We start from the raw sequence: 26,262 nt of genomic DNA on the forward strand, positions 1-26,262 counted from the left end.
AAAGCCCCGTCTCGCCGAGACGGGGCTTTTTCGGTTGCCGAGACGGTGCGAGGAGTGTGCCGTCGGGCTCAGTGCCGGTTCGTCACCCGCGTTATTGCTGGGTGATCGGTCCGGTTATCGACCCGGCCGATGGATCACGGCCCAGGCCGAGTGGTTGTGGATCGACTCGAAGTTCTCGACGCTGATCGAAAAGCCGTTGATCCCCGGGTAGCCTTCCAGCGCATTGGCGACGTCGCGCACCATGTCCTCGACGAACTTCGGGTTGTCGAAGGCGTACTCGGTGATCCACTTTTCGTCCGGGCGCTTGAGCAGCCCCCACAGCGGGCAGGAGCCTTGGTCTTCCACCGCGGTGATCAGGTCGCGCAACGAAAGGGCCGGATCGCTGATCTCGGTCTCCACCGTGATGTGCGAGCGCTGGTTGTGCGCGCCGTAGGCCGAGATTTCCTTCGAGCAGGGGCAGAGGCTGGTGACGGGGATCACGAGCTTCAGGCCGACGTGTGCCCGGCCGTGTTCGACGCGTCCTATCAGGGTGACGTCGTAATCCATCATCGCCCCCTGGCCACTGACGGGGGCGTCCTTGGCGATGAAGTAGGGGAACGCGAAGTGCGCCTCGCCCGAGTGTGCCTCCAGTCGTTCGATCATGGCCTCGGTCCATTCGGCCAGGCTCTCGACAGAGAGCCGCAGTGGCCCCTCGTTGAGCAGCGCCACGAAGCGCGACATGTGGGTGCCCTTCTTGTCGGCCGGCAGCCCGACGGTCAGCTGGCACTCGGCGACGGTCGAGTGTTCCTGTCCTTGGTCGAGGAACGTCATGGGATGACGAATCGCCTTGATGCCTACCTGGTCGATCGCGATATCACGCGCATCGTGGCTGGACTGGACATCGGGCATGTCGTGGCTGTTCATGGGCAGTTCAAACGCTGTGTGAGTGGGTGGGGGAGTGGCATTTCGGGGCCCGACTCTAGCACGCCGTTGCACGCTTCGCCGGGCGGCGGACGCTCAGGGGCGGAAGGTCACCGCCGAGCGCGCGTTTTCCCAGACCGTGACGGCCGAGACCCGGTAGGCGTCCGTGTCGAAGGTCGTGGCCAGGGCCTGGTGGAAGTAGGCGGCGATGTGTTCGGCGGTGGGATTGACCGAATCGAAGGGTGGCACCTCGTTGAGGTAGGCGTGATCGAGCTCTTTGGCGATCTCGCGGGCGTGGCTCCGGATCACCTTGAAGTCGACCACCATGCCGACATCGTCGAGCCGTTGGCCGGTGACCTCGATCACCACGCGCCAGTTGTGGCCGTGCAGCCGGGCACAGTTGCCGTCGTAGCCATGCAACCGGTGGGCGGCGGCGAACTCGACCTCGGTGGTCAGGGTGTAGCTGCCCCCTGAGGGCAGGGAAGAAGGGGTGCTCATGTGGCGCTCACCTTGTCTTGGGAACCTCTGCATGAATCGATGGTGCCTCTGGCTCGCGGGTTCGTTCGCAATCGAGGCGCCGGGCCGAAGGCGGGCTTGCTGCCCGTCGAGGGCCGGTAACGACGAGTGCGGGCGAACCCGCGAGCCCCGTCAGGGCGGGCCGCCAAGGGCCCATCTCCGGCGTTGCGGCGCTTGCGAATGGCGACGGCCATTCACGGCGCACCGCGCCTTGCATCTGGACCCTTGGCGGTCCCGCAGAGGCACTATCGATTCGTGCAGAGGTTCCCTATAAATGCGGCGATACTAGCGGCGATCGATCCAGAATCAAGCCCGGTGTCGGCAAGGCATTCCTCGCGGCTGCCATGTTCGATGAAGCGGTCCTCGATTCCCAGGCGCAGGCCGGGGCGATCCACGCCGTACTCTGCCAGCGCAAGCAGCAATTCACTGCCCACCCCGCCGATGCGGCTGCCTTCCTCGACGGTCACCACCGCGTCGTGTTCTGCGGCAAGTTCGGCCAGTGGCCCGATCTCCAGCGGCCGGGCCCAGCGCAGGTTGATCAGCGTGGCATCCAGCGCCTCGCTGATCGGGATCAGTCGTTCGACCATCGCGCCGATACCGATCATCAAGACGCGCCGAGGCGCGTTCGCCGCGCTGTGGCGCAGCAGCGTCGGGGCAGTGATACCCTCGGCCAACGGTCGGCCGCCCAGGTGGTCCGGGCATTTATCGCGGGGGTAGCGCACGAGACAGGGGCCGTCGTGTGCCAGGGCCCAGTCGATCGCCGCGTCGAGATCCTGGGCATCGGCCGGGACGGCGATGGCGAGATTCGGCACGCTCATCCCGAGGGCCAGGTCAAAGCTGCCGGCGTGGGTGGGCCCATCTGGTCCTACCAGGCCGGCGCGATCGACCAGGAAGGTGACGGGCAGGTCCTGCAGGGCGATGTCGTGGATCACCTGGTCCCAGGCGCGTTGCAGGAAGGTCGAGTAGATGGCGACCACCGGGCGCATGCCCTCGGTGGCCAGCCCGCCGGCCAGCGTCACGGCGTGCTGCTCGGCGATCCCGACGTCAAAGAGGCGCTCCGGGAAGCGGGCGGCAATCCCCTTGAGCCCGGAGCCCTCGATCATCGCCGGGGTGATCGCGACCACCCGTTCGTCGTTGGCGGCGTGGTGCTCCAGCCGGGCGGCGGCGACCTCGGTCCAGGTCGGCGGGCCGGCGGGCTTGGCCGGCTTGTCAGCCGACGGAGCCATCGCCCGGCTGACACCGTTGCGTCCCACGCCGTGAAAACCGACCGGGTCGCGTTCGGCCGGGACCAGGCCGCGCCCCTTCTGCGTGACGACATGCAGCAGGCGCGGCCCGCGCTGTTCACGTAGGTTGGTAAGGGTGTCGAGCAGGGTGTCAAGATCGTGACCGTCGATCGGGCCGAAATAGCGAAAGCCCAGTTCCTCGAACAGGCTCGAGGTGCCCAGCAGGTGACGCATGCCGTCGCGCAGCCCGGCGCGGGTCGAGCCGAGCAGTTCGCCGAGCGGCCCGGCCTGGGCGAGGATTTCCTCGCCAGAATGGCGAAATCGCTCGATCACCGGATTGCTGCGCAGCCGAGTCAGGTGCTGGTTCAGCGCGCCGACATTCGCCGAGATGCTCATCTCGTTGTCGTTGAGAATGACCAGCAGGTTGGCCTGGCGGTCGCCGGCATGGTTGAGCGCCTCGAAGGCCTGCCCGGCGGTCATGGCGCCATCGCCGATGATCGCCACCGCCTGGCGGTCCTCGCCCTTGCGCTCGGCGGCCAGGGCCATGCCGAGCGCCGCGCTGATCGAGGTGCTCGAGTGACCGGCGCCGAAGGGGTCGTATTCGCTCTCCGCACGCCGGGTGAAGCCGGCCGGGCCGCCGTGCTGGCGAAGTTTGCTCATCCAGTCGCGACGGCCAGTGAGCATCTTGTGCAGGTAGGTCTGGTGGCCGACATCCCAGACCAGCCGGTCGTAGGGGGTGTCGAAGACCCGGTGGAGTGCCAGCGTGAGTTCCACCACGCCAAGATTGGCGGCCAGGTGCCCGCCGGTCGCCTCGACCTGCTCGAGCAGCGCATGGCGCATTTCCTCGGCGAGTGCGGCGAGCGAGCCACGCGAGAGGGCGCGAAGATCGGCCGGCCGCTCGATCAGGTCGAGCAGGTGCGTCTGGCGGGGGGAGAGCGGCATCAGTAGCGCCGCCGGGTGACGAAATCGAGGCAGGCGCTCAGGGCCTGCCCGTCGGCTCCGAGGCTGGCCAGTTCCCATAGCGCGGCATGGGCGTGACGCACGGTATTGTCGAGCTCGCCGCGCGCCCCGTCGAGCCCTGCGACGGTGACGTAGGAGCACTTGTCCGCCGCCGCATCTTTGCCCGGGGTCTTGCCCAGGTCCTCGGCCGAACCGGTGACATCGAGGATATCGTCCTGGATCTGGAAAGCCCGCCCCAGCAGGCGGCCGAAGCGGTCGACCAGACGCAGTTGGCGTTCCGGCAGGCCTGCCCAGCGAGCGCCCATGATCAGCGAGGCGCGGATCAGTGCACCGGTCTTGCGATCGTGCAGGTCGGCCAGTTGGGCGAGGTCCGGGGCGTCGCCGTCACCCGCCTGACCGGCAAGGGCCAAGTCGATCGCCTGACCGCCGACCATGCCCGCCGGGCCGATCGCCGCGGCGAGCTGGCGCGTCCAGTCGAGCCGGATCGACACATCGGCCGGTGCCTCGGCCAATGTTGTGAAGGCTAGGGTCTGCAGGGCGTCACCGGCGAGGATGGCGGTGGCCTCGTCGAAGGCGCGGTGCAGGGTGGCGCGCCCGCGACGCAGATCGTCGTCATCCATGCTGGGCAGGTCATCGTGGACCAGCGAGTAGACGTGCACGAGTTCGACGGCGATCGCCGCGGGCCAAAGACTGTCGAAGCGCGCCTGGGCCGTCTCGGGCCACGGGCGGCCGGTGAGGCTGCCGAGAAAGACCAGGGCCGGGCGAAAGCGCTTGCCCCCGTCGAGGCTAGCGTGACGCAGGGCACGGGCTAGTCGAGGCGGGGTGTCGACAAGTTGGCGGTCGAGCGCATCCGTCAGGCGCCCCTCGACCTGGTCGCGGAACGCGGTCAACCAGTGGTCGAAACCATCCGGTGCGGCCAGGGTGCTGTGTGGGGCGTGGGGCGTGGCGTGTGTCACGGGCGTCAGGACGAGCGCTCGTCGCGTCCGGACTCGCTGGCCGTCGGGTCGTTGATTGCCGCCACCCGACGCTCGGCCTCGTCGAGGGCCCGCTGGCACTGGCGTTCGAGTTCGACGCCGCGTTCGTAGTCCTTGAGTGACTGCTCGAGGCTCTGCTCGCCGCTCTCCAGGCGCGCGACGATCTGCTCGAGCTCGGCCAGGGCCTGCTCGTAGCGCGTAATCGCGGAGGGGTCGCCGTTCTCGACGATCTGCGGATTGATGGTCTTGGACGCGGGGGAAGAATCCATGGGAAGCCTCTCGGATAGAGGCCCCGATTATATCGTTGCGGGGTGGGGCGGCCAAAGGCCGTGGCCGGAAAGACCGAGACTCAGAAGGTGTCGACGGCCTCAATGGCCTGGTCGAGGTGCGCCACGGCGATGACCTCCAACCCTTCGATCGGCTTGGGCGGCTTGTTGCCGCGCGGCACGATCGCGCGGGTAAAGCCGTGTTTGGCCGCCTCGGTCAGTCGTTCCGGGCCGCCGGGGACCGGGCGGATTTCGCCGGCCAGCCCGACCTCGCCGAAGATCACCAGCCCCTGGGGCAGGGGGCGATCGCGGAAGCTCGAGAGCATGGCGATCAGGCTGGCCAAATCAGCGGCGGTCTCGGCCACTCGTACCCCGCCGACCACGTTGAGAAACACGTCCTGGTCGAACAGGGCCACCTGGCCGTGACGATGCAGCACGGCGAGCAGCATCGCCAGCCGGTTCTGGTCGAGTCCCACGGTCAGCCGACGCGAGCCGCCGCCGGGGTGGTCGGCCACCAACGCCTGGACCTCGACCAACATGGGCCGGGTGCCCTCGCGGGTGACCATCACCACGCTGCCCGGTACGGGCTTCTCGTGGCGGGAGAGGAAGATCGCCGAGGGGTTTGAGACGGGCTTGAGGCCGTGATCGGTCATGCCGAACACGCCCACCTCATTGGCCGCACCGAAGCGGTTCTTGACCGCGCGGATGACGCGAAAGCGCGCGCCGGGATCGCCCTCGAAGTAGAGCACGGTGTCGACCATGTGCTCGAGCACCCGCGGGCCGGCCAGCGCCCCTTCCTTGGTCACATGCCCGACGATCAAAACGATCACGTCGTGGCGCTTGGCGAAACGCACCAGCTGGGCGGTGGCCTCGCGCAGCTGCGAGACCGATCCCGGTGCGGCCGAGAGCTCTTCGGTGTAGAGCGTCTGGATCGAGTCGACCACCATCAGCCCGGGCAGCGATTTCGAGCAGGCCGCGAGGATCGACTCGATGCGGGTCTCGGAGAGCAGGGTCAGTTCACCGGCCCGCCCGGCGAGATCGTTGCCCAGTCGACGGCCACGCAGGGCCACCTGCTGCAGGGATTCCTCGCCGGTGACGTACAGGCACTCGATGCGGTCCTGCAGGCCGAGTACCGTCTGCAGCAACAGGGTGGACTTGCCGATGCCCGGATCGCCGCCGAGCAGCACCACCGAGCCGGGCACCAGTCCGCCGCCCAGCACGCGGTCGAGCTCGCCCAGGCCGCTCGACTCACGTGGGGTGTCGGAGACCTCGACCTCGCCGATGGCGGTGATCCGCGCGGCCTCGCCAGCGTAGCCGGCCATCTCGCGCGTGGGCGACTTTCCGCCCGGCAGGCGCATCTCGGCGAGGCTGTTCCAGGCGCCGCATTCCGTGCAGCGGCCGGCCCACTTGGGGTGGTCGGCACCGCACTCGCGGCAGACGAAGGCGGTCTGGCTCTTCTTCGCCATGGGGCCTTATATCCCGCTGTCGTCGCGTTTGAAGGTGGTGATCAGGGCGGTGTCCACTGCACGCTTCCTGACCGTGCGCACCTCGATATGGGCATCGGGCAGTTCCACGGCCGCGCCCACGGTGGGCAGGGATTCAAGTTGCTCGATCACCAGGCCGTTGAGCGTGCTGGCCTCGTCGGTGGGCAGCTCGACCTCGAGCTCGCGGTTGATCTCGCGGATGGGCAGATTGCCGCGCACGATATAGCGACCGTCGTCCTGCAAGGTGATCCCCTCGTGATCCGAATCAGGCGAGGTGGTGAACTCGCCGACGATCTCTTCGAGGATGTCCTCGAGCGTGACCAGGCCCTGGATATCGCCGTATTCGTCGACCACCAGCGCCGAGCGGCGTTCCTGTCGCTGGAAGTTCAACAGCTGGGTGGTCAGCGGCGTGCCTTCGGGGACGTAGTAAGGCTCGGCCAGCCGGCGCTTGAGACGCGAGAGCGTCAGGCTCTGGTCGATCAACGGGCCGATCAGGCGGCGGACGTTGATGATGCCGATGGTGTGCTCGACCGACCCCTCGAACACCGGCAGTCGCGAGTACTGGGCGTGGATCAGCTGGTCGAGGATGTGGTCCCAGTCCTGGGTGATGTCGATGCCGACGATCTCGGCGCGCGGGATCATGATGTCCTCGACGCTGGCCTGGCCGAGTTCGAGCACCGACAAGAGCATGGTCTGGTCGAGATCCGGCAGGCGCTGTCCCGACTCGCGCACGATCGTATGCAGCTCGGCACGGGTCAGGGCGTTCGATCCGGCGCCGCTCGGGTGGAGGCCGAAGATCGACAGCAGGCCGTTGGCCATCCAGTTGATCATCCAGATCACCGGGCGCAGCGGACGGATCAGGATCGAGTAGACGAACGAGGCGGGGAAGGCGAACCGCTCCGGGAAGACCGCGGCCGCGGTCTTGGGCGCGACCTCGCCGAAGATCAGCAAAAGGAAGGTCATCGCGCCGGTAGCGATGGCGATCCCCGAGTCACCGAACAGCCGCAGGCCGATCACGGTGGCGATCGAGGAGGCGAGAATGTTGATGAAGTTGTTGCCCAGCAGGATCAGGCCGATCAGCCGGTCAGGCTGTTCGAGCAGCCGGGAGGCCCGCAGGGCACCCCGATGGCCCTGCTTGGCCAGGTGGCGCAACCGGTAGCGGTTGAGCGCCATCAGGGCGGTCTCCGAACTGGAGAAAAAAGCGGACAGGACGATGAGCACGGCCAGGGCCGCGAACAGATAACCTAAAGGGATTTCGTTCAAGAGTGGTGACGCTTGTGATTGAACCAGCGGGAAGTGTACGGCGAAGCACCCGGCATTTCGAGCCGGCTCGACATGGTGGGGTCACCAACCGTAAGCGTGTTCGATCCGAGGGCTGGCCAATCGCGTGTCGAGGACCGTGTCGAGCGGGTCATCGAGTCACGGATCGGCTCACTCGAGATTGAGGATCCACTCGAGCACGATCTTCGTGCCGAAATAGGCCAGACCCATCAGGATGAAACCGGCCAGGGTCCACTGCACCGCGGTGCGACCACGCCAGCCGGCGATGTGCCGACCAGCCAGAAGCACGGCGAAGACCACCCAGGCGATCACCGAGAGCACGGTCTTGTGCACCAGGTGCTGGGCAAGGATGTTCTCGAGGAACAGAAAGCCGGTGACCAGTGCCAGGGTGAGCAGCAGAAAGCCGATCACGATGAAGCGGAACATCAACTGCTCGACCGACTCCATCGGCGGCAGTCGGCGGACCCAGCCGGCCGGGTGATGGCCGTGCAGGGCCTGGTGCTGGATCAGCAGCATCACGCCTTGCAGGGCGGCGAGCGTCAGCAGGGCGTAGGCCGACAATGAGATCAGGATATGGGCATCCAGGGCGATCTCGCCGGTGCGAATCGGCACGTTCGACTCCGGCACGAACACGGTGAGAAAGACCGTCAGGGCCGTGACCGGCAGCAGCACCACCGCGATCCCCTCGAGCCGTTCGCGGAAGGCGCTGATCACCGTGATGGCGCTCGCCAGGCCGAATACGGTGGCCAGCGCATTGAGCACGCTCAGGTTGAGAGCGGTCGGTGCCGACTGAAACACCAACTGGTAGAGCAGGGCACCCTGGCCCACCAGCGCCGCCACCGCGATCAGCAGGCCGGGCAGTCGAAAGGAAACCCGCTCGAGCCGTTGCCATTGGTCCACCAGCAGGAGGACGGTGGCAAGGACAAAGCCGGTGATGGTTGCGATGGCGAGAAAGGTCACGCTATGGTCCACGTGGGACGCTCCTCCTGGAATCGGGTCCCCGGATCGGCCGGGTCGGGGTTCGTGTCGATCGACGACACAGTCTGCCACAGAGTCAGTGCGGCAACGCCTCGCCGGGTCGGTCGGGCAGTTTCTTGTGCGGGTTGAGAATCCCGGCCGGGTCGAAGACGGCCTTGATGCCCCGCATCAGGTCGAGCGAATCCGGCGGGATCTCGCGGGCGACGAATGCGCGCTTGACCAGCCCGATGCCGTGCTCGCCCGAGAGCGTGCCGTCCAGGCGCAGGACCGCGTCGAATACCTCGTCCAGGGCCTGCTCCGCGCCGGCCATCTGCGCCGGGTCGTCCGGGTCGACCAGCAGGTTGACGTGGATGTTGCCGTTACCGGCATGGCCGAAGCTGACGATGGTGATCGCGTGGCGGGTAGCGATGTCATCCAGGGTCTCGATCAGCCGCGGGATGCGCGAGACCGGCACGACCACGTCCTCGTTGATCTTCTTCGGTGCGACCTGGCGCAGGGTGGGCGAGAGTGCCTTGCGAGCGGCCCACAGTCGCGCCTGTTCCTCGGCGGTCTGCGCGACGGCGATATCGGCATCGGCGGAGTTTGCCGCCGAGACCACCCGCTCGACGGTCGCGTCGATGCCGCTCTCGTCGCCGTCGACCTCGATCATCAGCATGGCCCCGGCGGTCGTCGGGATCTCGACAGCCGAGTTCTTGCGCAGCAGGTCGAGGGCATTGCCGTCGATGAATTCGATCGCCGCCGGGGTGGCCGGCTGGGCCATCACGCGGGAGACTGCCGCCGAGGCGGCATGCATGTCCGGGTAGAAGGCACGCAGCAGGCGTCGGGTTTCCGGCAGCGGCGTGAGCTTGAGCGTCGCCTCGGTGATCACGCCCAGCGTGCCCTCGCAGCCGATCAGCAGCCGGGTGAGGTCGTGCCCGACCACCCCCTTGGTGGTCTGCGAGCCGGCCTTGATCGTCCGCCCCCGACCGTCGACCGCCCGCAGGCCGAGCACGTTCTCGCGCGTCGTGCCGTACTTGACCGCGTGCGGGCCGGCGGCATTGCAGCCCAGGTTGCCGCCAATGGTGCACAGGGCATTGCTGGTCGGGTCGGGTGGCCAGAAGAAGCCCTTCTCGCCGACGATCCGCTGCAGGTCGGCATTGATCAGCCCGGTCTGGACCACGATCAGTCGATCCTCGGGGCGAAAGTCCAGCACCCGGGTCATGCGGTCGGTGACCAGCACCACCCCGCCGAGCACCGGTACCGAGCCGCCGGCCGTGCCCGTGCCGCGTCCGCGGGTCGTCACCGGTACGCGGTGGGCATAGGCCAGGCGCATCACCTCGGCCACCTCGTCATGGGTCTCGGGAAAGACCACCACCGCCGGGGCGTGATGGACCCGGCTGTTGTCCATGCCGTAGGCCCAGGTCGAGCCGGCGTCCGCGAGGAGGCGCTCGGCGGGCAGGGTGGCCGCGAGCTGGTCGAGGAAGGCGTCGAGTCCGCTCATGGGAATCAGTCGGTCAGGCCGAGCAGCTGGCGGTCGACCAGGTCGACCAGCGCGTGGATGCACTTGATCTGCGTCTCGTAGGCGATGCCCGGGCGCTCGGTGGGGATGCAGATCAGTCGATCCTGGCTATGCAGGTGGGGGGCGATCACCTCCTCGGAACCGGCCGAGAGCAGCACGACCTGCATGTCGCGTTCGTGGGCCGCCCGCAGGGCCGGCAGGATGCCGTCGACCGCGTTGCAGCTGATCGCGAACAGCACGTCGTTCTGGGCCCCCAGTGCCCGAATGGAGCGGACGAACGGCTCCTTGCCGCCGGGGTATTCGGACAGGGCCATGACGGGCAGGCCCGGTCGCGGGTGCTCCAGTTGCCCGGTCATCAGGCGGGCGAAATAGTGCGCCATGTCGCTGCGCTCGCGTGAGCCGCAGGCATAGACGCGCTGGCCGTTGAGCACCGCGGTGAGAATGACGCCAGCGGCCTCCAGTGCCTGGGGGGCGCCGGCCTCCAGCAGCTGGCCGATCTCGGCCAGATCATTGTCGATGCGTCGTTTCAGGCCGTCGAGGATGTCGCTCATGGGCGTCGGGTCCGTGGAGTGGGGGCTTTAATCGTGCATTGCTGTCGTGGGGATGCCTTTTCAGGGTGTCCCTGCAAGACATCAGAAGGCATCGGGCAGCCAGTCGATGTGATTGTGCGCGCCTCGCGCCGTGATCGCCACCACGTCGAAGCGGCAGTAGAGACCCTGCCACGCCGGTTGGCTGGCGATCAGGCGTTCGGCCGTCTCGCGGACCTTGGCGCACTTGCGTGCCGACAGGCTTTCGGCGGCGGCGACCAGCGCCCCGTCTTCGCGGGCGCGGACCTCGACGAAGACCAGGGTGTCGCCATCGCGCAGGATCAAGTCGATCTCGCCGCGCCCGGCCCGTGCGTTGCGGCGCAGCAGCTTGAGGCCGGTCCGTTCCAGGTGGCGCAGGGCCAATGTCTCGGCCTGCTGACCGAGTCGTTGCCGGTGGGCCTGACCGTCGCCGTTGTCACTGTCCCGTGTTCCGGGGTGATCGTCGTTACGCCACCAGCGCCGTAGGGCATCCATGCCGCGGCCTTTCATGAGCTCAGGGCATCGACGTCGGCTGGCCGGAGCCGTCGGTGTTCTGACCGGCCGGTGGCGTGGTCCCCGGCAGTCGAGCCGGGCTGGTCAGCGAACCGGGCAGGGCCGCGTCCGATGTCGGGTCGAGCGGCCGGATCAGGCCCTGGCGGAACTGGCCCCAGCGCGGCTGGCGCTCGACCAACCCGGTGGCCGTGACCGACAGCTCGCCGGTCAGCCCGTCCAGCGTGCCGCCTTGCAGGAGCATCTCCATGCGTCCGGCCAGGGCCGCCGCGTCCGCGCCGAAGGCAAACAGGCGGGGCAGTGGGCCGGCCAGTTGAGCCCGCTCATAGGTGATGCGCAGCGGGTTCTCGGGCCCGGCCGTGCCGGCGAGCAATAGCGGAGCGATCGGGATGATCACGCCGTTCTTGTCGGCATCCCCGCGCCGGTCCCGGTTGCCGTTGTAGGCCAGGCCCAGTCCGTAACGCGGCAGGTCGTCGGCGCCGAAGTAGTCGAGTTGGGGGACCACCAGGGCCAGCTCGTCGCCGCTGGCGGCGAGGAAGATGGCGTCAAGGTCGCCGCGGATAATCGGCTGGAACGGCCCGTCATTGGATTTCGTGCGAACCCGCAGCAAGCTGCGCAGTTCGCTGGAGAAATCCGTCTGGCCGGAGGCGAAGCGGGCGCGATCGACCACCTCACCGCCGAGCAGTTCGAACTCGTTGGCGAATGCCTGGCGGGTGCGCTCGCCCAGGTGGTGGTCGGCCGAGAAGATGGCCGCGCGCCGATGACCGTCGGTCCACATGCGCTGGGCGACCGCGGCGGCATCCTGTTCCGGTGACAGCGAGAAACTGACCACGCCGCCGGGCAGGGATTCGCCGGACGGCGGCGAATTGAGGGCGATTGCCAGCGGCCCACCGGCCGGCAGACTGGCCAGGGCGCCCAGTTGTTCCTTGAGCAGCGGGCCGATGATCAGTGCCACGCCTGCCCGCTGGGCCTCCTCGATCGCGGCACTGGCGCCGATTCGATCGCTGCCCGAGTCAAAGAAGAGCACCTCCCGGCCACCGAGCGCGCCATTCTCGCGGGCGAACTCGATACCGGCGCGGATCTCGCGGGTGATGCCGGCATAGCGTTCGCCCTCCGGCAGAATGACCGCGACCGGGCCCGTCTTGGCGGGTGCCGTCAGTTGACCCATGAGTTCGGTGGCGCCGAGCATTTCCATAAGCCCGCTCTCGATGGCCGGGTGCCCCGGGTAGTTGGCGGCCCAGCGATCAATCTGTCCGGGTTGCTGGCGGTAGGTCAATGCCAGTTCCAGCCAGCCGGCAAACTGGCGACTGCCGGTCTGTTCGGCCTCGCGGCGCAGTTGGTCAGCCGGTACCTCGGTCAGGAGGTTCCACAGGCGGGCGTGGTTCGTTTCACGCGCCTTGTCATCGAGTTGGTCGTCGACGGCGTCGTAGTAGCGGGCGGCGGTTAGCGGATTGCCAAGCTCGGCCTCGAGCGCACCCAGGAGAATCAGTCGACGGCGTTCACTGTCGGGGTCCAGTGGGAGCGGGATGCGGTGGATGGTGCGTCGGGCCTGTTCGGGATTACCGCTGCTCCATTCGCCCAGTCCGCGTGCGATGCTCGCCCGGCGGGAATTGATGGCATCCCAGCGCGCTTGGGTGTCGGCCTGCTGATAGAGTTCGCGGGCCAGTTCCAGTTCATGGGCATCGATCGCCGTCTCCAGCGCGTTGAGCTGCTGCTCGGCGCGGGCGGCCCCGGAGAGGGTCTGCGACAGTGCCATCCGTGCCCGGGCGAGCGCCGCCGGGTCCTCGGCGCTGATGGCCTGGTCGACCTCGACCTGGGCGGTCTGGCGTTGGTCGTCCTGCGGCGAGGTGGTCATCTGGGCGCACCCGCCCACGGTTAGCAGGGTGGCCAACAGGGCCAGCCGCGTGGCGGAATGGGCGAGCGGGCTTGGGCGTGTCGGCATGCGGTCCGTCTCCGGTAACGTGACCCGGATCAAGTCCGGGGTGTTCGGTTCTGACTTCCGGTCGAGGTGGACCACCGGGGCGGCGGTTCGTTCGGTCGAGCCGGGTCGAGGAAAACGAAAAATCGTGAGTGAGTATAACCAAATGTCCAGTCCGAATGCGGGGTCGCGGCCAGCGAGTGAAACAGGTGGTCGTTGGGTCGAACCCGGTCATCTCTACGTGGTCGCCACGCCGATCGGCAATCTCGCCGATATCAGCGAACGGGCGATATCGGTGCTCAAGGGGGTGGATTTCATTGCCTGTGAGGACACCCGGCACGCGCGGGTCCTGCTGGATCACCTCGGCGTGCGCAAGGAGTTGGTTGCCTTGCACGAGCACAACGAACGCAGCGCGAGCGAGGCCATCAGCCGCCGGCTGGGCGAAGGGCAATCCGCGGCCCTGATCAGCGATGCGGGCACCCCGGCAATCAGCGATCCGGGCGAGGTGCTGGTCCGTGTGTTGGTCGAGGCGGGGGTGCCGGTGGTGCCGGTGCCCGGGGCGTCGGCGGTGATCGCGGCGCTGTCGGCCGCCGGTCTGCCGGCCCGTCCCTTCTGGTTCGAAGGTTTTCTGCCGTCCCAGGACAAGGCGCGTCGGGATCGGCTCGAACGCCTGGCCGATGTCGAGGCCACCCTGGTGTTCTACGAGGCGCCTCATCGAATCGTCAAGAGCGTGGCCGCGGCGGCCGACCGCCTGGGTGGGGCGCGCTCGGCCGTGCTGGCCCGTGAGGTGACCAAGCGCTTCGAGCAGTTTGCCCACGGCTCGCTCAACGATCTTGCCGACCGACTGTCCGGTGGCGAGATCCCCGCCCGGGGTGAATTCGTGTTCCTGGTGGCCCCGGCCGCCGAGCAGGCAGACGCCCCGGCCGCCGAGGCCGAGGCCTTGATCTCAGCGCTGATCGAGGAAGGTGTCGCGCCCAAGACCATCGCCCGGGTCGTCTCGAAGACGACCTCGTTGGCGCGGAACGCGATCTACGCCGAGGTGCTGGCGCGGCGCAAGGAGTCCTGAACACCATTTGGCAGGCGGTATGCCCGACCCGGCCAGGGCGAGAAATCCTTGAATTGGCACACATGCTGCATTACCCCGTGATCATCGACGCGGCGAGCGGTTATCGCCGTCGCGACGGTCCAAATCGATGGTCCATATGGGCGGCCATCCTCAGGGGTTTAACCGCATGGCCTACTACCTCACCAGCGACGATTCAGTTTGCGGTCGATCGCCGTCTCGCCGGATGTCTGCCGCTGCCGACCGGACGCCATTTGCGCGTCAGGCTGCCGGCGAACGGGGCCAGGCGCTTCTCGAGTCGTTGTTGCGCTGCGTCAATGTTGGTGCGGCGCTCGACACGATCCGCATGCATGTCGAGGGGCTGCTGGCGGTGACGTCAATTTCCTGGCAGGTGGACGACGAGCGATATTGCGGCACGGTCTGTGAGCCGGCCGAGCACACCATTCCCGTTGCCTTGTCGCTAGATGACCGCGCCTTCGGCCGGCTGCGGCTGTACAGCCGCCGTCCGGTTGCCGAGGACGAACTGGCACAGCTGCGCGAGATGCTGTCCGTGGTCGCCTATCCGCTGCGCAACCTGCGCATGCTCGAACACGCCCTGATCGCCGCCGAACACGATGCCCTGACCGGTCTCAAGAACCGCCGGGCCTTCGACCTGGAGCTCAAGGCGGTCCATGCCCGAGTGGCGCGATATGGCGGCCAGGCGAGTCTGCTAATGCTGGACATGACGCGCTTCAAGGCGATCAACGATACATACGGCCATGACGTCGGCGATCGGGCGCTGGCCCGCGTGGCCGAGGGCTTGGACCGTTGCCTGCGCGAAACCGACAGTGCCTATCGCCTCGGCGGGGACGAGTTTGTGGTGATCCTGCCCGAAACCCCGTCTGAGGGCGCGCGACGCCTGGGTGCGCGTGTGCTCGACTGGTTTCGTGAGCATCCGTTGCGGGAGCCCCGCGGTGAACGAGTGCCGCTAAAGGCGCGGATGGGGATGGCCCAGTTCCGTGAGGGTGAAGACGCGGACGACTGGTTCCGTCGCACCGACCAGGCGCTGTACGGCAATGCCGAGCCCAGCGGGACCAACCGCCGGTTGGATCGCCTGGCATAGATGCGTGCCTGATAGGCGCGGCCCTCAGGCGGGCTCGGGCAGCAAGGTGGCAAAACACCGCCAAACACGTGAGAATCGCGGGCGTTTCTTGAAACGATTGTGAATACAGGCCCCGACAACGGGGCAAACTCCGGAAAACGAACGAGGTACGGGACATGGCCGAAGGCGACGAGGCAGCCACGGAAAAGAAGGGTAGCAACAAGCTGGTCGTGATCCTGCTGGCGGTATTGATCGTCGTGATCCTGGCGATCGGTGCGGTGGTGACGACCCTGTTGCTCACGGGTGGCGATGACAAGCCAGCCGGCGAGGGGGAAGAGACCACCGAGCAGAGCGAGGAGGCAGCGGAACCCAAGGGGCCGCCGATCACCGTCTCGCTGGGCGATCCGATTACGGTCAACCTGAGCAAGCCCAACGATGCCAACGTGCTGCAGGTGCAGCTCGATCTGGTCACCCGCGACCCGAAGATCGAGGAAATGATCAAGACCCAGCGCTCGCGGATCGTCAACGACGTGATGCTGGTACTGAGCGACGTCGACTCGGCCGAACTGCGCACGCGGGCAGGCAAGGAGTCGCTGCAGGAGTCGCTGACCGAAGAGATCAACCGGATCCTCGAGGACGACAGCGAGCTCGAGCAACCGGTCGAAAACGTCTATTTCACCAAGCTCCTGATGCAGTGATGCACCAGGGGTCGGAGCCACAGGGCCAACAGGCGCGAGGCGCTTATGTCTGAAGCCGATATCCTCTCCCAGGACGAGATCGACGCGCTCTTGAACGGTGTCGACGAGGGCGACGTCGAGACCGAGCAGGGGGTCGGTGACCCGACCCAGGCCAAGGCCTACGACCTCACCACCCAGGAGCGCATCGTCCGGGGTCGCCTGCCGACGCTCGAGATGCTCAACGAGCGTTTCGCACGCAGCCTGCGTATCCGGTTGGTCTCCATGCTGCGTCGCTCGGTCGAGATCTCGATCGAGGGCGTGGAGATGAGCAAGTTCTCCGAGTACATCCACACGCTGTTCGTCCCTACCTCGATGACGCTGATGCACGTGCGTCCGCTCAAGGGGCTGGGGATGTTCATGATGGAGTCGCGGCTGGTCTTCTCGCTGGTCGACAACTTCTTCGGCGGGTTCGGCATGCACGCCAAGATCGAGGGGCGGGACTTCACGCCCACCGAGCTGCGGGTCATCAAGCGGGTGCTCGAGCAGGCGACCGAGGAGATGCAGAACGCCTGGGCAGGCATCTACCCAATCCTATTCGAGACCGTCAGCCACGAGATGAACCCGCAATTGGCGAACATCGTCTCGGCAACCGAGGTGGTAGTGGTCTCGAGCTTCCGCATCGAGGTCGAGGGCGGTTCGGGCAAGTTCGACTTCGTGGTGCCGTACTCGATGATCGAGCCGATCCGCGACCTGCTTGACGGCGGCATGCAGGGCGACCGGCTGGAGGTCGACGAGCGCTGGACCAAGGCACTCAAGCGTGAGCTGGGTTTTGCCGAGATCGAGATGACCGCGCATCTGGCCGACGTGCGCATGTCGCTCAAGGACGTCGCCAACATGGAGGTCGGGCAGGTCATCCCCTTCGAGATGCCGGAGTATTCGACGCTCGCGTCAGATGGCTTGCCCCTGTATCGCGGCAAGATGGGAGTCTTCAAAGGCAACAAGGCGATTCGCATCGAGGAGCCGGTTCCCGAGCGGCTCGAGCGGGCAGCGCATCCCAACGAGATCCTGCGGGCGCAGATCCCCGGGGCGAACCAATCAGGAGAGAAAGACGATGGCTGAAGAATCCGACAAGTCCACCGAGGACGACTGGGCGGCGGCCATGGCCGAACAGGGCGACACGGAAAGCGATCCGGGTGGTGCTGACCAGGCCCAGGCGGTCGGCATGGAGCAGTTCAGCGAGGGTGGCCATCCCGACGATGACGAGAACCCGGTCAACTTCGACGTCATCATGGACGTGCCGGTCAATATCTCGATGGAGATCGGCCGCACCGCGATCAATATCCGCAATCTGCTGCAGTTGAACCAGGGCTCGATCGTCGAGCTCGACCGGCTGGCCGGCGAACCGCTGGACGTACTGGTCAACGGCACGCTGATTGCGCGTGGCGAGGTGGTGGTGATCAACGAGAAGTTCGGCATCCGCCTGACTGACGTGATCAGCCCGGCCGAGCGCCTGCGCAAGTTGCGTTGATGATGCGCTCGCTCCTCTCCCTGATGCTGTTGTTGGTGGCAGCTCCGGTCATGGCGGCCGAGGCCATCGATCCGTTGGCACCGAGCTACCTCGTCAAGCTGGTGATCAGCCTGATCCTGGTGCTGGTGCTGATGTTCGCGCTGGTGTGGGTGGTCAAGCGTGTCGGCCGGCTGGACGCCCGCGCGGGGAATTACCCGATGCAGGTGCTCACCCAGATGTCGATCGGCCCGCGCGAGCGCATCCTGCTGGTAGCCGTGGGCGATCGGCAGATGCTTGTCGGCGTGAGCCAGGGGGCGATCGAGTCGCTCGGCTGGGTCGATCCCCCGCTCGAGCCGCGCAGGCGCGACGGGGAAAACCCGAGCTTCGGCGAGGCCTTCCAGGCACAGCTGGCCGCCCGCTTCGGCAAGGGTGGCCAGAGTGGCAAGGGGAGCTCGAACGATGGTTAGCATGTTCGGCCGGCTTTCCCTGCTGACGCTGCTGGCCTTCGGTCTGTTCGGCGCGAGTGCCCCGGTGCTGGCCGAGCCGGGTCTGCCGGCGGTGACCTTGACCGAAAGTGAGGACGGCGGCACGCAATACAGCCTGACGCTGCAGATCCTCGCCCTGATGACGGTGCTCACCCTGCTGCCGTCGTTGCTGCTGATGATGACCTCGTTCACGCGGATAATCATCGTGCTGGCCCTGTTGCGCCAGGCACTCGGTACCGTCCAGACGCCCTCCAACCAGATCCTGCTCGGCCTGGCGCTGTTCCTGACGCTGTTCATCATGGCGCCGGTGTTCCAGACCGCCTACGAGGAGGGCGTCGGGCCGTACATGGCCGAGGAGATCGGCGCGATGGAGGCGATCGATCGGGCCGCTCAACCGTTGCGCACCTTCATGCTCAACCAGACGCGCGAGACCGACATCGCCCTCTACCAGGAGATCGGCGACTACCCGGACTTCGAGACGCCTGACGACGTGCCGCTGACCGTGTTGATGGCCGCTTTCGTAACCTCTGAGCTCAAGACGGCCTTCCAGATCGGTTTCCTGATCTTCATCCCGTTCCTGATCATCGATCTCGTGGTCGCCTCGGTGCTGATGTCGATGGGCATGATGATGCTCTCGCCGATGATCGTCTCGCTGCCATTCAAGATCATGCTGTTCGTGCTGGTCGACGGCTGGGCGTTGCTGATGGGTACGCTCGCGTCCAGTTTTTATATGGGGGGCTAGGCCATGAGTCCGGATACCGTTATTGATCTCACCCGCCAGGCGCTCACGGTCATCCTGTACCTGTCGATGCCGATCCTGCTCACTGCGCTGGCGGTGGGCCTTTTGATCGGCATGTTCCAGGCGGCGACCCAGATCAACGAAATGACCCTGAGCTTCATCCCCAAGATGATCGCGGTGGTGGTCGCGATCCTGCTGGCCGCGCCCTGGATGCTGCAGGTGATCGTCGACTTCACCGAGCGGCTGTTTCACAACATCCCCTCGCTGATCGCCTGAGGCACCCGCCTTGGAACTGGCGATCGAGCAGATACTCGGCTGGACCGCCACCTACCTGTGGGTGCTGGTGCGGGTCGGGGCGATGCTCATGGTTGCGCCGATCTTCGGTTCGCAGTCCCTGCCGGTGCGCATTCGGCTCTTGATCGCGCTGGCGGTCTCCCTGGTCATCACGCCGATGGTGCCCGAGATCCCGGCGGTCGATCCGCTCTCGATCGCCGGCATCACCATGATCGTCCAGCAGGTGCTGATCGGCGTGGCCATGGGCTTCATCCTCAACCTGGTGATCTCGGCGTTCGTGGTCGCCGGCGAGTCGATCGCCATGAGCATGGGCCTGGGCTTTGCCCAGACCGTCGATCCGCAGAACGGCGTGAGCGTGCCGTTGATCTCGCAGTTTCTGACCATCGTGGTCACCCTGCTGATGGTGGCGCTCAACGTGCCGGCGATGATCGTCAAGATGCTGGCGGACTCGTTCACCATCCTGCCGGTCTCGCCGGTGGGGCTCACCGCCGAGGACTTCCGCGCGATCGCCTGGTTCGGTCAGCAGATGTATATCAACGCGGTGTTGGTCGCGCTGCCGGTGGTGACCACGCTCCTGATGGTCAACCTCGCCATGGGCGTGATCACGCGCGCCGCGCCGCAAATGAACATCTTCTCGGTGGGTTTCCCGGCCACCCTGATGATCGGCTTTTTCCTGCTGTTCCTTGCCGCCCCCCTCTGGTTCCCGAACGTGGAACAGTTCGTGCATCAGTCGTTCGTGCTGATCACGGAAATCCTGAGGTGAGTTGGTGGCGGAGAACGAGAACGGTCAGGAGAAAACCGAAGAACCCACCGAGAAACGACTGCGCGACGCCCGCGAGAAAGGGCAAGTCGCCCGTTCGCGGGAACTCAACTCCTTTTTGCTGACCGTCGGGTCGGCTGCGGTGTTCCTGGTGTTCGGTGGCCAGATGATGCTGGGGCTGGCCGAGGTCGTGCGCGACTCGTTCATCATCGAGCGCGCGGATGTCTTCGACCAGGCGGCGATGTTCTCGCGGCTGGCCAATGCCTTCGCCAACGGCTTTCTCGCCTTCGTCCCGATCTTCTTTGCCACCGTCGTGCTGGCCGTGGTCGCCTCGATTGCCGTGGGGGGCTGGAACTTCTCCACCCAGGCGATGGCGCCGAAGCTGTCCAAGATGGATCCCATCGCGGGCCTCAAGCGCATCTTCGGTGTGAAGGCGCTGATGGAACTGGGCAAGACCTTCGCCAAGTTCGTGTTGATCGCCGCCATCGGCGTGGCGGTCTTCTTTGCCTTCGACGCGCAATTCATGAGCCTCGGCCTGCAGCCGTTCGATGCCGCCTTGGCCCATGCCGGCTGGCTTATCGGCTGGGGCTTTCTCGCCGTCTCGTTCGGGTTGCTGCTGGTGGCGCTTGTCGATGTGCCGTTCCAGATCTGGCAACACAACAAGCAGCAGCGCATGACCCTTCAGGAAGTGAAGGACGAACACAAGGACACCGAGGGCCGGCCGGAGATCAAGCAGCGCATCCGCCAGACCCAGATGCAGATGTCGCAGCGCCGGATGATGGAAGCGGTGCCCGAGGCCGACGTGGTGGTCACCAACCCGACCCACTATGCCGTCGCCCTCAAGTACGACGCCGAGGGGGTGGGTGCGCCGATCGTGGTGGCCAAGGGGGTCGACGAGATGGCGCTCAGCCTGCGCAAGATCGCCGCGTCCCACGGGGTCGAGATCTTCGAGGCCCCGCCATTGGCACGGGCCTTGTATACGCATGTCGAGATCGACGAGGTGATCCCCGCCGCGCTCTACACCGCGGTGGCCCAGGTGTTGGCCTACGTCTACCAGCTCAAGGAGGCCGCTCGCGGTGCCGGACAGACGCCGGGGCGCCCGGAGCCGCAAGTGCCTGACGGCTTCGACGTGCCGGCAACCGACTGACCAGTCGCTCGATCGATGAACCTCAACGTAACCGCAGCCAAGAAGAACGCGTTCAGATGAAACCCAGCCCGAACAATTTCAGCTTTGCCCGCCTGGGTAACACCCTGCGCCAGTATCGGGGGCAGGGGATCGGGCCGCCGGTGATGATCATCATGCTGCTGGCGATGGTGATCGTGCCGTTGCCGCCGCTGGGTCTGGACGCGCTGTTCACCTTCAACATCACCTTGTCGCTGATCATCCTGATGGTGGTGCTCTACGTGGGCAAGCCGCTGGATTTCGCAATCTTTCCCACCGTCATCCTGATCGCGACCCTGCTGCGACTGGCGCTCAATGTCGCCTCCACCCGCGTGGTGCTGCTCAATGGTCACGAGGGCCCCGGCGCGGCCGGCAACGTGATCGAGGCCTTCGGCAACTTCGTCATCGGCGGTAACTACGCCGTCGGCCTGGTGGTGTTCATTATCCTGATGGTGATCAACTTCGTGGTCATCACGAAGGGCGCCGGGCGGGTCTCCGAGGTGTCCGCCCGCTTTACGCTCGACTCGCTGCCCGGCAAGCAGATGGCGATCGACGCCGATCTCAACGCCGGCATCCTCAACCAGGAACAGGCCCGCGCCCGGCGCGAGGAAATCGCCTCCGAGGCCGACTTCTACGGCTCGATGGACGGTGCCTCCAAGTTCGTGCGCGGCGATGCGATCGCCGGCATCCTGATCGTGTTCATCAACGTGATCGGCGGCTTGCTGATCGGTGTCGCGCAACATGGCATGCCGTTCGGCAATGCCGCCGAGACCTACGTCCTGCTGACCATCGGTGACGGGCTGGTTGCCACCATTCCCTCGCTTTTGATCTCGACGGCGACCGCGATCATCGTCACGCGTGTCACTGCCTCGAAGGAGGACATGGGCAAGCAGGTCCAGCGGCAAATGTTCTCCGATCCGCGGGTGCTGGGCGTGGCCGCGGGCCTTATGGCGGGCCTCGGCCTGGTGCCGGGGATGCCCAACGCCGCCTTCCTTTTCCTCGCCGCGATTGCCGGTGGTGGCGCCTGGTTGGTATCGCGCCGCCAGGCGACCGAGGCGGCCGAGAAGGCAGCGGCCGAGGCCGCCCCGACGGAGACCAAGCCCGAGGTCAAGGAATTGACCTGGGACGATGTCCCGCCGGTGGACCTGATTGGTCTGGAGGTTGGCTACGGCCTGATCCCGCTGGTCGACCGCAACCAGGGTGGCCAGTTGATGCCGCGCATCAAGGGTGTCCGCAAGAAGCTCTCGCAGGACCTGGGTTTCCTGATCTCGACGGTTCACATCCGTGACAACCTCGATCTCAAGCCCAACGAGTACCGCATCAGCCTCAACGGTGTGCCGATCGGCAACGCCGAGATCTTCCCCGACCGCGACATGGCCATCAATCCGGGGCAGGTCTCCGGCGACATCAAGGGCATCCAGACCACCGACCCGGCCTTCGGCCTGAAGGCCTACTGGATCGATCGCGGTCAGAAGGAAGAGGCCCAAGCGCTTGGTTACACCGTGGTCGACCCGGCCACGGTGGTCGCCACCCACCTGTCACAGATCCTCGGCGACAACGCCGCCGACCTGTTCGGTTACGAACAGGCGCAGCAACTGCTCGACACGCTCAAGCAAAACTCGCCGAAACTGGTCGAGGACCTGGTGCCCAAGACCCTGCCGATGACCACCATCGTCGAGGTGCTCGGGCAACTGCTCTCCGAGCGGATCCCGATTCGCGATATCCGCACGATTGCCGAAACCTTGACGATCCAGGGTCAGCGTACCCAGGACGTCGGGGAATTGACGGAGAGCGTGCGCATGGCGCTGGGCCGGATGATCGTCCAGCACATCAACGGCTTGGCGCCGACCGTGCCGGTCATCACGCTGGATCCACAGTTGGAACAGCTCTTGCTTAACAGTACCCAGCGCGGGAATCAGGCCCCCGGAATCGAGCCCGGCCTGGCCGAGCGACTGCACAAGTCACTCAAGGACGCGGCCGAGCGTCAGGAGCAGAGTGGCAAGCCGGCCATCCTCCTGGTGGCTCCGCAGATTCGCAGCTGGCTCTCGCGCATGGTCCGGCACTCGATCCCGACGCTCAGCGTGCTGAGCTATCACGAGATACCGGACAACAAGGAAATACGCGTGGTGGCGAGCGTCGGCAACCAGAACGAAGGCTGACGACTCGACCGGATAACCCAACCGCTAAGGGTCTGGTGGATACATGAAAATCAAGCGAATCATCGCCAGTGACATGCGCGAGGCCATGCGTCAGGTGCGGCGCGTGTTCGGTGACGAGGCCGTCATCCTCTCTAACAAGCCGGTCTCCGGCGGGGTGGAGGTGATTGCCGCGATGGACTTCGACGAGAAGGCGATCCAGCTGGCGGCCGCCCAGCAGTCGGCCAGCCGGATTGCCGGCGCCTCGGAGCGGCCGGTGGCGAGGGCCGAGCGCGCCGCGCCGGAACAAGCGCCGCGTCCGGCACAGCCGACCGCGGCCGAGGCCAGCGATGCCGCGCCCAAGACCACCGCCGAGATGCTCGCCGAGCGCAGCCGCAAGGCCGAGTCGGCCGGCTCGACCGAATCAAGCGAGACGCTCGCGTCGTCTGCCGCCGACGAGACCGAAGACGACCGTGCCGCCTTCTCCGAGGCGCTCGCCGCCTGGAGCGAGCAGCACGCAGGCCCGTCCGCCGAGTCCCCCGCGAACCATGCCGCCGACGAGCCGGCCGCTCGTTCGTCCAACCGAACCCCGTCGCACTGGGACTGGCTGGTCGAGGATCAGGGCGCGGCCGAGGGGCGCCTGTCGACGCTGACCGAGGAGGTGGCGCAGCTGCGTGACCTGTTCGAACGGCAACTGTCGGTAATGGAATGGCATCGTTTCAGTCAGGCGCACCCTGCCGAGGTCTCCACCGTCCAGCGGCTGCAGGATATCGGCCTGCCGACGGGGCTGGCGCGCGAGCTGGGTCGGGCCGCGGCCCAGGCCCAGCCGGAGCGGGCATTCGTCGAGGCGCTCAAGATGCTTGGCGAGCAGCTCGAGAACCGTGCCGAGGACCCGGTCGAGGCCGGCGGTACCTATGCCTTCGTCGGCCCGACCGGCGTGGGCAAGACCACCACGCTTGCGAAGCTGGCCGCCCGCGCGGTGCTGCACCGTGGGCGCGACTCGGTGGCGCTGATCAGCACGGATCGCTTTCGCATCGGCGCCCAGGAGCAGTTGCGCAACTACGCCCGTATCCTTAACGTGCCATTGCATATTGCCCGTGACGAGACGCATCTGGCGCAGTTGCTCGAGGCCGTGTCCGACCGGCACCTGGTGCTGATCGACACCTCCGGGATGTCGCAGCGCGATTTCCGCATGATGCAGAAACTCGAGGCCCTGATGGGGGCGGGCGAGGCGGTCAAGCTGCTGCTGGTGCTGTCGGCCAATGCCCAGTACCCGGCCCTCGAGGACGTCAAGAAACGCTTTGCCGGCCTGCCGTTGCACGGCACCGTGCTGACCAAGCTCGACGAGACCGTCCTGCTCGGCGGCGGCCTGGCCGCCCTGGTTCGCCCGCTGGCCGGTGTCGACGGTGAGCCGCGTCGCCTGCCGCTGGTTTGCGCGGGGGTCGGCCAGCGCGTCCCGGAGGATCTCTGGTTCCCGAAGGCGGCCGACCTGATCAAGCAGGCCCTGGAAATGGGGCAGTCACAACTCGAACACACCGACCGGGATGATCCGCTGTGGATGCTCAATCAAGCCGGATGACACTCCAGCCCACCATTAGCGGCCACGACCAGGCCGACGGGGCGCGCTACGCCAATGCCAATCGCCCGGTGCGGGTGATCGCCGTGACCAGCGGCAAGGGCGGCGTGGGCAAGACCAACGTCTCGGTCAACCTTTCCGTGGCACTCGCCCGCAGCGGCGAGCGGGTGGTGTTGATGGATGCCGACCTGGGGCTCGGCAACGTCGATGTCCTGCTTGGTCTACAGTCCCGGGGCAATCTGTCCCACGTGCTTTCCGGCGAGGCGACTCTCGACGAGATCATGCTCGAAGGCCCCGAGGGTATCGGCATCCTGCCGGCCGCTAGCGGGGTGGCCAGCATGGCCGGTCTGACGGCCGCCGAGAATGCCGGACTGATCTCGGCCTTCTCCGGCATGCGCTGGCCGGTCGACACCCTGGTCGTCGATTCGGCCGCGGGCATCGCCGACTCGGTGGTGCGCTTCGCCGAGGCTGCCAGCGAGGTCGTGGTGGTGGTCTGCGACGAGCCGGCCTCAATCACCGATGCCTACGCCGTCATCAAGGTGCTATCGCGTGAACACGACGTCACCCGTTTCCACGTGGTCGCAAACATGGTGCGCGATGCTGCCGAGGGCCGGCGCCTGTTCGAGAAACTCTCGGTGGCTGCCAAGCGCTTTCTCGACGTGACGCTCACCCACATGGGGTCGGTGCCGTTCGACGATTACCTGCGTCGGGCCGTGCAGCGTCAGAAGACCGTCGTGCAGCTCTACGGCGGGGCGAAGTCGACGCGGGCGTTCACGGCGATGGCCGACAAGGTCAATCAGTGGCCGGTGCCGCGCGGGCCGCAGGGGCAGTTGCAGTTTTTCGTCGAGCGACTGGTGAACAACGCCGAGCTGGACCCCGAGAACCTGTTATGAATGCACGCGCCATGTATCAGAACGTTCAGGCCGGATCGACCGAAGCCCTGGTGGCCAAGCACGCTGACCTGGTCAAGCGAGTGGCTTTTCACCTGCTCGGGCGTCTGCCCTCCCATGTGCAGGCCGAGGATCTGATACAGGCGGGCATGGTCGGGCTGCTCGACGCTGCCCGCCTGTTCGATGGCGACAAGGGGGCCTCGTTCGAGACCTACGCCGGCTTGCGCATTCGCGGCGCAATGCTCGACGAGGTGCGCCGCAACGACTGGGCGCCGCGCTCGGTCTATCGTCGCCAGCGGGAAATCGCGCAGACGGTGGCCGCCATCGAGGCCGACACCGGTCGCGAGGCGCGAGATGCCGAGGTCTGCGAGCGCATGGGCATCACCCTCAACGAGTACCACGCCGCCATCAGTGATTCCTCCTCGGTACACGTCGGTTCGCTGGATCACGGCGGCGAGGCGGAAAACGAGACCTTCGACATTGCCGACCCGAATAGCCAGCAACCCGACGAGGCGCTGGCCGAGAACCACTTCCAGCGCGATCTTGCCGACTGCATCGACGAGCTGCCGGAACGGGAAAGGCTGGTGATGTCCCTGTACTATGTCGAGGAACTCAACCAAAAAGAGATCGGCGCGGTGCTCGGCGTCAGCGAGTCGCGCGTCTGTCAGATTCACAACAAGGCGATCATGCGGCTCAAGACCGCGATGAACGCCTGGAAATAGGGCGCCGGGTGCAGAAAAGGGCTCAATCTTTTCCGCTCGGCGCCGATAGACCCTCCTACCCACGTTCGAACAAGGCAACCTGCCTGGTACTGACAAA

At 66.4% G+C, this 26,262-nt stretch carries 26 protein-coding genes; 14 read left to right on the plus strand and 12 right to left on the minus strand.

The annotated features are described in order from the left end of the window. Window positions 1-114 precede the first annotated feature (114 nt). The 12 genes from folE2 to VWP12_RS04910 all read right to left on the minus strand — a co-directional run bounded on the left by folE2 (window position 115) and on the right by VWP12_RS04910 (window position 13,098). Window positions 115-903, minus strand: coding sequence for a GTP cyclohydrolase FolE2 (gene folE2, locus VWP12_RS04855; protein WP_410474845.1), 789 nt, complete (start codon window positions 901-903; stop codon window positions 115-117). A gap of 93 nt (window positions 904-996) precedes the next feature. After that, window positions 997-1,398: a 6-carboxytetrahydropterin synthase QueD gene (gene queD / locus VWP12_RS04860; RefSeq protein WP_410474846.1), complete on the minus strand. Its 402-nt coding sequence runs from the start codon at window positions 1,396-1,398 to the stop codon at window positions 997-999. A gap of 263 nt (window positions 1,399-1,661) precedes the next feature. Next, window positions 1,662-3,581 (minus strand): 1-deoxy-D-xylulose-5-phosphate synthase, encoded by a 1,920-nt coding sequence (gene dxs, locus VWP12_RS04865; RefSeq protein ID WP_410474847.1) that lies wholly within the window; start codon window positions 3,579-3,581, stop codon window positions 1,662-1,664. Beyond that, entirely contained in the window at window positions 3,581-4,555 is a 975-nt protein-coding gene (locus VWP12_RS04870; protein WP_410474848.1) for a polyprenyl synthetase family protein, read from the minus strand. The genes dxs and VWP12_RS04870 overlap by 1 nt, the downstream gene beginning before the upstream one ends. Before the next feature lie 5 nt (window positions 4,556-4,560). Then, window positions 4,561-4,842 carry an exodeoxyribonuclease VII small subunit gene (locus VWP12_RS04875; RefSeq protein WP_410474849.1) on the minus strand — a complete coding sequence of 94 codons (282 nt, stop codon included), beginning with the start codon at window positions 4,840-4,842 and terminating at the stop codon, window positions 4,561-4,563. A gap of 80 nt (window positions 4,843-4,922) precedes the next feature. Further along, a complete protein-coding gene (gene radA / locus VWP12_RS04880; protein WP_410474850.1) occupies window positions 4,923-6,305 on the minus strand; it encodes a DNA repair protein RadA in 1,383 nt (460 codons plus the stop codon). 6 nt (window positions 6,306-6,311) lie between these two features. After that, a complete protein-coding gene (locus VWP12_RS04885; RefSeq protein WP_410474851.1) occupies window positions 6,312-7,586 on the minus strand; it encodes an HlyC/CorC family transporter in 1,275 nt (424 codons plus the stop codon). A 168-nt stretch (window positions 7,587-7,754) separates the two neighbouring features. Next, window positions 7,755-8,576: an inner membrane protein YpjD gene (locus tag VWP12_RS04890; RefSeq protein ID WP_410474852.1), complete on the minus strand. Its 822-nt coding sequence runs from the start codon at window positions 8,574-8,576 to the stop codon at window positions 7,755-7,757. A gap of 82 nt (window positions 8,577-8,658) precedes the next feature. Next, window positions 8,659-10,062, minus strand: a complete 1,404-nt coding sequence (locus VWP12_RS04895; protein WP_410474853.1) for an FAD-binding oxidoreductase — start codon at window positions 10,060-10,062, stop codon at window positions 8,659-8,661. Window positions 10,063-10,067: 5 nt separating this feature from the next. Beyond that, window positions 10,068-10,631 (minus strand): SIS domain-containing protein, encoded by a 564-nt coding sequence (locus VWP12_RS04900; RefSeq protein ID WP_125198794.1) that lies wholly within the window; start codon window positions 10,629-10,631, stop codon window positions 10,068-10,070. Window positions 10,632-10,712: 81 nt separating this feature from the next. Continuing rightward, complete coding sequence (locus tag VWP12_RS04905) at window positions 10,713-11,141, minus strand: YraN family protein (RefSeq protein WP_410474854.1); 429 nt, start codon at window positions 11,139-11,141, stop codon at window positions 10,713-10,715. 19 nt (window positions 11,142-11,160) lie between these two features. After that, window positions 11,161-13,098, minus strand: a complete 1,938-nt coding sequence (locus VWP12_RS04910) for a penicillin-binding protein activator (RefSeq protein WP_410474855.1) — start codon at window positions 13,096-13,098, stop codon at window positions 11,161-11,163. Between the two features lie 142 nt (window positions 13,099-13,240). On the opposite strand from VWP12_RS04910, the gene rsmI reads away from it, so the two are divergent. The 14 genes from rsmI (at window position 13,241) to VWP12_RS04980 (ending at window position 26,165) form a co-directional block, all read left to right on the plus strand. Next, window positions 13,241-14,140 (plus strand): 16S rRNA (cytidine(1402)-2'-O)-methyltransferase, encoded by a 900-nt coding sequence (gene rsmI, locus VWP12_RS04915; protein WP_410474856.1) that lies wholly within the window; start codon window positions 13,241-13,243, stop codon window positions 14,138-14,140. Between the two features lie 223 nt (window positions 14,141-14,363). Then, window positions 14,364-15,239: a GGDEF domain-containing protein gene (locus tag VWP12_RS04920; RefSeq protein WP_410474857.1), complete on the plus strand. Its 876-nt coding sequence runs from the start codon at window positions 14,364-14,366 to the stop codon at window positions 15,237-15,239. 155 nt (window positions 15,240-15,394) lie between these two features. Beyond that, entirely contained in the window at window positions 15,395-15,916 is a 522-nt protein-coding gene (gene fliL, locus VWP12_RS04925; protein ID WP_410474858.1) for a flagellar basal body-associated protein FliL, read from the plus strand. A 45-nt stretch (window positions 15,917-15,961) separates the two neighbouring features. Continuing rightward, entirely contained in the window at window positions 15,962-17,014 is a 1,053-nt protein-coding gene (gene fliM / locus VWP12_RS04930) for a flagellar motor switch protein FliM (RefSeq protein WP_125198800.1), read from the plus strand. After that, window positions 17,007-17,423: a flagellar motor switch protein FliN gene (gene fliN / locus VWP12_RS04935; RefSeq protein WP_125198801.1), complete on the plus strand. Its 417-nt coding sequence runs from the start codon at window positions 17,007-17,009 to the stop codon at window positions 17,421-17,423. The genes fliM and fliN overlap by 8 nt, the downstream gene beginning before the upstream one ends. After that, a complete protein-coding gene (fliO, locus tag VWP12_RS04940; protein ID WP_410474859.1) occupies window positions 17,423-17,869 on the plus strand; it encodes a flagellar biosynthetic protein FliO in 447 nt (148 codons plus the stop codon). Before fliN ends, fliO begins: the two co-directional genes overlap by 1 nt. A 1-nt stretch (window position 17,870) precedes the next feature. Next, window positions 17,871-18,629 carry a flagellar type III secretion system pore protein FliP gene (gene fliP / locus VWP12_RS04945; RefSeq protein WP_410474942.1) on the plus strand — a complete coding sequence of 253 codons (759 nt, stop codon included), beginning with the start codon at window positions 17,871-17,873 and terminating at the stop codon, window positions 18,627-18,629. A gap of 3 nt (window positions 18,630-18,632) precedes the next feature. Continuing rightward, window positions 18,633-18,902 carry a flagellar biosynthesis protein FliQ gene (fliQ, locus tag VWP12_RS04950; protein WP_125198803.1) on the plus strand — a complete coding sequence of 90 codons (270 nt, stop codon included), beginning with the start codon at window positions 18,633-18,635 and terminating at the stop codon, window positions 18,900-18,902. Window positions 18,903-18,912: 10 nt separating this feature from the next. Beyond that, window positions 18,913-19,683, plus strand: coding sequence for a flagellar biosynthetic protein FliR (fliR, locus tag VWP12_RS04955; protein ID WP_125198804.1), 771 nt, complete (start codon window positions 18,913-18,915; stop codon window positions 19,681-19,683). A 4-nt stretch (window positions 19,684-19,687) separates the two neighbouring features. Then, on the plus strand, window positions 19,688-20,827 hold the full coding sequence (gene flhB, locus VWP12_RS04960; protein ID WP_410474860.1) for a flagellar biosynthesis protein FlhB: 1,140 nt from the start codon (window positions 19,688-19,690) through the stop codon (window positions 20,825-20,827). A gap of 143 nt (window positions 20,828-20,970) precedes the next feature. Further along, entirely contained in the window at window positions 20,971-23,001 is a 2,031-nt protein-coding gene (gene flhA / locus VWP12_RS04965; RefSeq protein WP_410474943.1) for a flagellar biosynthesis protein FlhA, read from the plus strand. Between the two features lie 43 nt (window positions 23,002-23,044). Beyond that, a complete protein-coding gene (gene flhF, locus VWP12_RS04970; protein ID WP_410474861.1) occupies window positions 23,045-24,556 on the plus strand; it encodes a flagellar biosynthesis protein FlhF in 1,512 nt (503 codons plus the stop codon). After that, the gene (locus VWP12_RS04975) at window positions 24,553-25,446 is read left to right on the plus strand and encodes a MinD/ParA family protein (protein WP_125198808.1); all 894 of its coding nucleotides are present in this window, start codon (window positions 24,553-24,555) and stop codon (window positions 25,444-25,446) included. The genes flhF and VWP12_RS04975 overlap by 4 nt, the downstream gene beginning before the upstream one ends. Continuing rightward, entirely contained in the window at window positions 25,443-26,165 is a 723-nt protein-coding gene (locus tag VWP12_RS04980; RefSeq protein ID WP_125198809.1) for an RNA polymerase sigma factor FliA, read from the plus strand. Before VWP12_RS04975 ends, VWP12_RS04980 begins: the two co-directional genes overlap by 4 nt. Window positions 26,166-26,262 lie beyond the last annotated feature (97 nt).

This window comes from Guyparkeria sp. TX1 (assembly GCF_046523965.1).
Lineage (GTDB): Bacteria > Pseudomonadota > Gammaproteobacteria > Halothiobacillales > Halothiobacillaceae > Guyparkeria.

Excerpts from the sequence above, each read along its gene's own strand:
- folE2 (WP_410474845.1), bottom strand. The coding sequence starts at position 903 with ATGAACAGCCACGACATGCCCGATGTCCAGTCCAGCCACGATGCGCGT.
- queD (WP_410474846.1), bottom strand. The coding sequence starts at position 1,398 with ATGAGCACCCCTTCTTCCCTGCCCTCAGGGGGCAGCTACACCCTGACC.
- dxs (WP_410474847.1), bottom strand. The coding sequence starts at position 3,581 with ATGCCGCTCTCCCCCCGCCAGACGCACCTGCTCGACCTGATCGAGCGG.
- VWP12_RS04875 (WP_410474849.1), bottom strand. The coding sequence starts at position 4,842 with ATGGATTCTTCCCCCGCGTCCAAGACCATCAATCCGCAGATCGTCGAG.
- radA (WP_410474850.1), bottom strand. The coding sequence starts at position 6,305 with ATGGCGAAGAAGAGCCAGACCGCCTTCGTCTGCCGCGAGTGCGGTGCC.
- VWP12_RS04895 (WP_410474853.1), bottom strand. The coding sequence starts at position 10,062 with ATGAGCGGACTCGACGCCTTCCTCGACCAGCTCGCGGCCACCCTGCCC.
- VWP12_RS04900 (WP_125198794.1), bottom strand. The coding sequence starts at position 10,631 with ATGAGCGACATCCTCGACGGCCTGAAACGACGCATCGACAATGATCTG.
- VWP12_RS04905 (WP_410474854.1), bottom strand. The coding sequence starts at position 11,141 with ATGGATGCCCTACGGCGCTGGTGGCGTAACGACGATCACCCCGGAACA.
- VWP12_RS04910 (WP_410474855.1), bottom strand. The coding sequence starts at position 13,098 with ATGCCGACACGCCCAAGCCCGCTCGCCCATTCCGCCACGCGGCTGGCC.
- rsmI (WP_410474856.1), top strand. The coding sequence starts at position 13,241 with ATGTCCAGTCCGAATGCGGGGTCGCGGCCAGCGAGTGAAACAGGTGGT.
- VWP12_RS04920 (WP_410474857.1), top strand. The coding sequence starts at position 14,364 with ATGTCTGCCGCTGCCGACCGGACGCCATTTGCGCGTCAGGCTGCCGGC.
- fliL (WP_410474858.1), top strand. The coding sequence starts at position 15,395 with ATGGCCGAAGGCGACGAGGCAGCCACGGAAAAGAAGGGTAGCAACAAG.
- fliM (WP_125198800.1), top strand. The coding sequence starts at position 15,962 with ATGTCTGAAGCCGATATCCTCTCCCAGGACGAGATCGACGCGCTCTTG.
- fliN (WP_125198801.1), top strand. The coding sequence starts at position 17,007 with ATGGCTGAAGAATCCGACAAGTCCACCGAGGACGACTGGGCGGCGGCC.
- fliO (WP_410474859.1), top strand. The coding sequence starts at position 17,423 with ATGATGCGCTCGCTCCTCTCCCTGATGCTGTTGTTGGTGGCAGCTCCG.
- fliP (WP_410474942.1), top strand. The coding sequence starts at position 17,871 with ATGTTCGGCCGGCTTTCCCTGCTGACGCTGCTGGCCTTCGGTCTGTTC.
- fliQ (WP_125198803.1), top strand. The coding sequence starts at position 18,633 with ATGAGTCCGGATACCGTTATTGATCTCACCCGCCAGGCGCTCACGGTC.
- flhA (WP_410474943.1), top strand. The coding sequence starts at position 20,971 with ATGATCATCATGCTGCTGGCGATGGTGATCGTGCCGTTGCCGCCGCTG.
- flhF (WP_410474861.1), top strand. The coding sequence starts at position 23,045 with ATGAAAATCAAGCGAATCATCGCCAGTGACATGCGCGAGGCCATGCGT.
- VWP12_RS04975 (WP_125198808.1), top strand. The coding sequence starts at position 24,553 with ATGACACTCCAGCCCACCATTAGCGGCCACGACCAGGCCGACGGGGCG.
- VWP12_RS04980 (WP_125198809.1), top strand. The coding sequence starts at position 25,443 with ATGAATGCACGCGCCATGTATCAGAACGTTCAGGCCGGATCGACCGAA.